Annotated in this window: 5 protein-coding genes; 2 read left to right on the top strand and 3 right to left on the bottom strand. The window is 70.6% G+C overall.

The features are described 5' to 3' along the window. Positions 1-812 precede the first annotated feature (812 nt). Complete coding sequence (locus HZS56_RS36845) at positions 813-1,820, top strand: RecB family exonuclease (RefSeq protein ID WP_216725170.1); 1,008 nt, start codon at positions 813-815, stop codon at positions 1,818-1,820. Positions 1,821-1,852: 32 nt separating this feature from the next. After that, on the top strand, positions 1,853-2,527 hold the full coding sequence (locus HZS56_RS36840) for a response regulator (RefSeq protein WP_216725169.1): 675 nt from the start codon (positions 1,853-1,855) through the stop codon (positions 2,525-2,527). 141 nt (positions 2,528-2,668) lie between these two features. Here HZS56_RS36840 and HZS56_RS36835 read toward each other — a convergent pair whose 3' ends face one another. The 3 genes from HZS56_RS36835 to HZS56_RS36825 form a co-directional block, all read right to left on the bottom strand. Further along, positions 2,669-4,273 (bottom strand): ABC transporter substrate-binding protein, encoded by a 1,605-nt coding sequence (locus HZS56_RS36835; RefSeq protein WP_216725168.1) that lies wholly within the window; start codon positions 4,271-4,273, stop codon positions 2,669-2,671. Between the two features lie 403 nt (positions 4,274-4,676). Beyond that, the gene (locus HZS56_RS36830; RefSeq protein WP_216725167.1) at positions 4,677-5,378 is read right to left on the bottom strand and encodes an HAD family hydrolase; all 702 of its coding nucleotides are present in this window, start codon (positions 5,376-5,378) and stop codon (positions 4,677-4,679) included. A gap of 139 nt (positions 5,379-5,517) precedes the next feature. Further along, a partial coding sequence (locus HZS56_RS36825; RefSeq protein ID WP_301543120.1) for a vitamin B12 dependent-methionine synthase activation domain-containing protein occupies positions 5,518-6,477 on the bottom strand: 960 nt, incomplete at its 5' end.

Here is a 6,477-nt window from a genome sequence, read left to right as displayed (position 1 = left end):
GGCCCGGGCTGGGTGGTGCCGTCCGGAGCGGTGCCGTCCGGGGTGTTCTCGCGGTTGTGGTGCGGTGCGGTGGCGCCGCGGGCGGGGGCCGCATCCTGCGCCGGTGCGGCGGGCGCGTCGGCGCCCGCGGGTGCGGTGCCGGGGGCGGCAGGGGCCCGTGTTCCGGGTGCCGGGGCGCCGTGCCGCGGGGACTCGGACGCCGGGGTCCCGTGCCCCGGGCCTTCGGGTGACAGAGTTTCGTGCCCCGGGCCGCCGTGCCGCGGCGTTTCGTGCCGCGGGCCTTCGTGCCGCGGCGTTTCGTGCTCCTGGGTTTCGCGCCCCGGGCTGTCGGGCTCCGGGGTTTCCCGCCCCGGGCTCTCGTGCACGGGTGCGTCGTCCTCGTGGGGCTCGTGTCCCTGTGGCGGTGGGCCGGGGGTCTCCGGCTGCGGGGCGTCGGAGCCCGCGCCCTCGGTGGACCGGGGCCGGCGGTCCGCAGGGTCCGGGCCCGGGTGCAGGCCCGGGCTCGGGGTTTCCGGTGTCGCGGGCTGCGTGGGGTCCGGGGGTGCGGAGTCGGGGGTCGGGGCCGTCTCGGGGCCTGCCTGGGGCTCGGCCGACTCGTCGTTGCCGGACCGCGGCTGCCCGCTCCCGCCGCTCACGTCCACGGTGTCCCCTCGTTCGAAGCGTCTCCCGCCGGCCGGTCGGGAGGGTCTCGTGTCGATGGTATGCGTCCGTCCCGGCCCGTTCCGCCCCGGCACCCCTGTGCTTCCCTCCCGTCGCACGGGTCACGCCTGCCGCTGGGTGACTGTCAGTGGCGGGCCGTAGGGTCTGTGGGCATGGAGACGAGTACCGAGGATGTCGCGGAGGACACCGGCGGATCCCCCCGACCGGTGACGACGGCGGCGGAGCACGCGGACACGGTGCACGCGGACACGGTGGTGGACGGGGCGGTCGCGGCCCGGCCTGCCGTGCCCGTGACGCCCGCCCGCGCGGCGGCCGCGCCCTCCTCGCTCTCGCCCTCGCGGGCCGGTGACTTCATGCAGTGCCCGCTGCTGTACCGGTTCCGGGTGATCGACCGGCTGCCGGAGAAGCCCAGCGAGGCGGCGACCAGGGGCACGCTGGTGCACGCGGTGCTGGAGCGGCTGTTCGACGCCCCGGCGGCCGAGCGCACGGCCCCGCGGGCGAAGGCGCTGCTGCCGGGCCAGTGGGACCGCCTGCGGGAGAGCAGGCCGGAGGTCGGGGAGCTGTTCGCCGACGACCCGGAGGGCGAGCGGCTGGCGCGCTGGCTGGCCGAGGCGGAGCGGCTCGTCGAGCGCTGGTTCACGCTGGAGGACCCGAGCCGGCTGGAGCCCGCGGAGCGGGAGCTGTTCGTCGAGGCGGAGCTGGACTCCGGGCTGAGGCTGCGCGGCATCATCGACCGGGTCGACGTGGCGCCCACCGGTGAGGTGCGGATCGTCGACTACAAAACGGGCAAGGCCCCGCGGCCGCAGTACGCCGAGGGTGCGCTGTTCCAGATGAAGTTCTACGCGCTGGTGGTGTGGCGGCTGAAGCAGGTCGTCCCGCGCCGCCTGCAGCTGGTCTACCTCGGCAGCGGTGACGTACTGACCTACGATCCGGTCCCCGCCGATCTGGAGCGGGTCGAGCGCAAGCTGCTGGCGCTGTGGGAGGCGATCCGGCTGGCGACCGAGACGGGTGACTGGCGGCCACGGCCCACCAAGCTGTGCGGCTGGTGCGACCACCAGACGCACTGTCCCGAGTTCGGCGGCACTCCCCCGCCCTATCCGCTGCCGGTGAGGGCGGCCGGGACCGGCGGTGGCGAACAGGGCAGAATGGGCCCGGAATAGGGCCTGTCCGGGCCGATCCGAAGGAGACTTACGTGGCCATCCGCGTCCTACTGGTCGACGACCAGCCGCTGCTGCGCACGGGCTTCCGGATGATTCTGGAGGCGGAGCAGGATCTCGCGGTCGTCGGTGAGGCCGGAGACGGCCTTCAGGCACTCGACCAGGTGCGGGCGCTGCAGCCCGACGTGGTGCTCATGGACATCCGCATGCCGCGGATGGACGGTGTGGAGGCGACCCGGCAGATCACCGGTCCCGAGCGGGACGGCCCGGCCAAGGTGCTGGTGCTGACGACGTTCGACCTCGACGAGTACGTGGTGGAGGCGTTGAAGGCGGGGGCCAGCGGCTTCCTGCTGAAGGACGCGCCGGCCAATGAGCTGGTGCAGGCGATCCGGGTGGTGGCGAACGGCGAGGCGATGCTCGCGCCGAGCATCACCCGGCGGCTGCTCGACAAGTACGCGACGCATCTGCCGTCCGGGGACGAGCCGGTGCCCGACACCCTGCACACGCTGACGGAGCGTGAGGTGGAGGTGCTGAAGCTGGTGGCCCGCGGTCTGTCCAACGCGGAGATCGCGGCCGACCTGTTCGTCAGTGAGACCACCGTCAAGACGCACGTGGGTCATGTGCTGACCAAGCTGGGGCTGCGGGACCGGGTGCAGGCCGCGGTCTACGCGTACGAGAGCGGTCTGGTGCGGCCCGGCGCGCAGCAGTAGGCGGCAGGCGGGAAGGGCGGCCCGGAGCGCGGGTTCCGGGCCGTCGTCGTTACTGCGTGCCGGTCGTCCGAAACCCCCGAAGGGCGTCCTCCACCGGCCGGTGGAGGACGCCCTTCGGGGGTTTCGGTGTGCGGGGCGGTGTCAGCCGCTCACGCCCCGGCCGAGCTCCCACAGCTGGAGCGCCGAGGAGGAGTTGAGCAGGTAGGCGGCGCCGGTGACGTCGTCGCGGGCGGCCACGTACTGCTTGCCCTGCCAGAGCGGGATCATCGGGACGTCCGCGGCGGTGATGTCCTGGATCTGCGTGAGGGTGTCGGCCGCGGAGAGGCGGTCGGCCTCCTGCCGCGACTCGGGCAGCAGATCGTCGATGATCTTCGTGTTCAGGTAGGGCGAGTTGAGGGTGTTGCCCTTGTCGAGGAACGGTGCGATGAAGCTGTCCGCGTCGGGGAAGTCGGGGAACCAGCCCATGCCGAAGACGTCGTACTTGAGTTCGCGCTCGGCCGGCCGGAAGACGGACCAGGGCTTGCCGTCGATTTTTATGTCGAAGAGACCGCTCTTGTTGAGCTGGCGCTGGAGTTCCTCGAACTCCGGCTTCGTCGCGGCGCCGTAGTGGTCCGTGGTGTAGTGCAGCGTGAGCTTGACCGGTGTGTCGATCCCCGCCGCCTTCAGCGTCTGCTGCGCTTCGGAGACGCTCGGGTCGCCGTACTCGTTGAAGAACGAGTTGGAGTGGCCGGTGATGCCGGCCGGGACCATCGAGTACAGCGGCTCGGCCTGGGAACCGTAGACCTTGGAGACGAGTTCGGCCCGGTTGATGACCTGGGCCATCGCCTGGCGGACGGCCTTGTCCTTCACGCTGGGCGCGTCCACGTTGAAGCCCAGGTACCGGATTTCCAGACCGGACACCTCGACGAGCTTGACGTCGCCCTCGGAGGAGTTGGAGAGCTTGCTGATCTGCTCGGGTGTCATCGCGCGCGTCATGACGTCGATGTCGCCCTTCTCGAGCGCGCTGCCCATGCCGTCGGCGTCCTCGAAGGACACCAGCTCCACCTTGTCGTTGCTCAGCTTGAGACTCCCCTTGTAGTTCGGGTTCTTGGTGAACACGAGCTTGTTGAGGACGCCGTTCTTGGACTCGGTCTTCATCTCGTACGGGCCGGACCCGCTGAGTTCGAAGCCGTCGCGGAACTTGTCCTCGGGGTAGTCGTCCTTGTTCAGGACGCTGGCGATGGGCGTGGACAGCTTGTAGGGGAAGGTCGCGTCGGGCGTGTTGAGGTGGAAGATGACCTCGCGGTCGCCCTTGGTCTCCACGGTGTCCACCGTCGACAGCAGCGCGTCCACCTGAGTGTCGGCCTTCAGGGAGATGGCGCGCTCGATGGAGTACTTGACGTCCTCCGCGGTGAGGTCGTCGCCGTTCGCGAACTTCAGCCCGTCGCGCAGCGTGCAGGCGTAGCGCTCGTTGCCGGTGTCGGTGAAGCTGCACTGCTGGGCCGCCTCGGGGACGGGTTCGCCGTCGCCGCGCGGCATGGTCATCAGCGTCTGCGCGGTGTGGCGCATGATGTTCCACGCGCCGATGTCGTAGGCGTACGCCGGGTCGAAGGGGGCCGGGATCTCCTTCGTGAGGGTGAACCGGTCCGTGGTGCCGACGCGGATCGCGTCCCCTCCGCCACTGCCGCCGTCGGACCCGCCGCAGGCAGCGAGCACCGGCGCGAGCAGGCCGACTACGGCCGGCAGCACCAAAGTCTTACGGTTCATGCTCGAGTTTCTCCAGAGCTGTCGGTCCGTGTATCCGGGAATGCAGGGGTGGCGCGGCGGATCACGGGGGTAGTGGCCGGTGTTCTCGCGACGAGATTAGTCCGCGCCCGCACCGGGGTTCGCAGCCACCGGAGTTGGGGGCTCATCACGGAGCGAAACCGGGTGCGGACACACCGAAAACCCGACAGTGGAAGGATTAGTGCAGGCTTTCACCAATCGGGACACAAGGACTCTCGTACAACGTTCGCCAAGCATGGCGCAGCACACCCGCACACACCTGTCGACCCCTGGGATCGTGGGGAACATCACACAACTGCTTTGTTCACCCCAGTCGGCATTCAGCCATCCGCAGCGGCGGAACCGGTACCCCGGGACGCTGCCGGGCAGCCCCTGGCACGGGTCCTTAGTGCAGGTGCGTCACCAGGCCGCGCAGAAGGGGAAGATCGACCTCTTCCAGTGAGCCGACGACCGTGCGCCGGGCGGCGGGGGTGATGGGGGCGACCGAGGGCACGGCCACGACGTGGCAGCCCGCGGATTCCGCGGCGGCCACTCCGGTCGCGGTGTCCTCGACGACGGCACACCGGACGGGGTCGGCGCCGAGGCGGGCCGCGGCGGTCAGGTACGGGTCAGGGTGCGGTTTGGTGCGTGGCACCTCGTCACCGGCGACGGTGAGGGCGAAGTGTTCGGGGCCGAGCGACTTCAGGACGCGGTCGATGATGCGCCGGTGCGAGGCGGAGACCAGGGCGGTGGGGATGCCGTGGGCGGTCAGTTCGGCCAGGAGCCGGGCGGCTCCGGGCATGAGCGGCAGGTCGAGGCCGATGCGCTGCTCGAAACCGTCGTTGAGCAGGACGCTGAGTTCGGCGAGGGTGATGTCGGCGCCGGTGGCCTCGATCAGGAACCCGGCGCTGCGGGTCATGGGGCCGCCGACCACGACGTGGCGCCAGGAGTCGTCGAGGGTGTGGCCGAGGGAGGCGAAGACCTCCACCTCGACGTCCCACCAGAAGCCCTCGGTGTCCACCAGGGTGCCGTCCATGTCGAGGAGCACGGCCTGGAGGGCTGAGCCTTCGGCCGTACGGGTACCGAGCGCGGGGACCGTACTGGTCATCCACGTACCTCCTTGAGGGACGATCAGGCCGGTTCCCACGAAGGGAACCGGCCTGCAGTGGACCGACCAGTCTACGTCGTGCGGGACGCGAACGCCCGGCGTGGCCGCGGAGCCCCCGGAACAGGGGCTTCCGCCGGTGTCAGCGGGCGTTGAAGTACTTGGCTTCGGGGTGGTGGATGACGATGGCGTCGGTGGACTGTTCGGGGTGGAGCTGGAACTCCTCGGAGAGGTGGACGCCGATGCGTTCGGGTTCGAGGAGGGCGGCGATCTTGGCGCGGTCCTCCAGGTCGGGGCAGGCTCCGTAGCCGAGGGAGAAGCGGGCGCCGCGGTATTTCAGGGCGAACATGTCTTCCATCTGGGCCGGGTCCTCGCCGGCGAAGCCGAGTTCGGAGCGGACCCGGGCGTGCCAGTACTCGGCGAGGGCCTCGGCGAGCTGGACGGACAGTCCGTGCAGTTCGAGGTAGTCGCGGTAGGCGTTGGCCTCGAACATGCGGGCTGTTTCCTCGCCGATGCGGGAGCCGACGGTGACGACCTGGAAGCCGACGACGTCAGTCTCGCCGGATTCCTCGGGGCGGAAGAAGTCCGCCAGGCACAGGCGCCGGCCGCGGCGCTGGCGGGGGAAGGTGAAGCGGGTGCGTTCGTTGCCGTCGTCGTCGAGGACGATCAGGTCGTCGTCCTTGGACACGCAGGGGAAGTAGCCGTAGACGACGGCCGCTTCCAGCAGGTTCTCCCTCTGGAGCCGGTCCAGGAGGCCGCGCAGCCTGGGCCGGCCCTCGGACTCGACCAGCTGTTCGTAGGAGGGTCCCTCGCCGGTGCGGGCCTGCTTGAGGCCCCACTGGCCCTTGAAGAGAGCACCCTCGTCGAGCCAGCTCGCGTACTCCTTGAGCTGGATGCCCTTGATGACGCGGCTGCCGCGGAAGGGCGGGGCGGGCAGGGGGTTGTCGGTGGCGACGTCGGAGCGGACGTGTCCCTCCTGGGGCCGCTCGTCGGTCTCGACGGTGGCGGCCCGCACCCGGCGCTGCCGCAGTTCGGGCAGCTTGGCGCCGGGCACGCCGCGCTTGATGCCGATCAGGGCGTCCATCAGGCGCAGGCCCTCGAA

Origin of the sequence: Streptomyces mayonensis (genome assembly GCF_018982965.1) — a bacterium.
Classification (GTDB): Bacteria; Actinomycetota; Actinomycetes; order Streptomycetales; family Streptomycetaceae; genus Streptomyces; species Streptomyces mayonensis.
Note: the sequence above shows the minus strand (reverse complement) of the source record. Positions and strands in the feature narration are given on the sequence as shown.

Coding starts and splice junctions, on each gene's coding strand:
- HZS56_RS36845 (WP_216725170.1), top strand. CDS start 813: ATGGAGACGAGTACCGAGGATGTCGCGGAGGACACCGGCGGATCCCCC.
- HZS56_RS36830 (WP_216725167.1), bottom strand. CDS start 5,378: ATGACCAGTACGGTCCCCGCGCTCGGTACCCGTACGGCCGAAGGCTCA.
- HZS56_RS36835 (WP_216725168.1), bottom strand. CDS start 4,273: ATGAACCGTAAGACTTTGGTGCTGCCGGCCGTAGTCGGCCTGCTCGCG.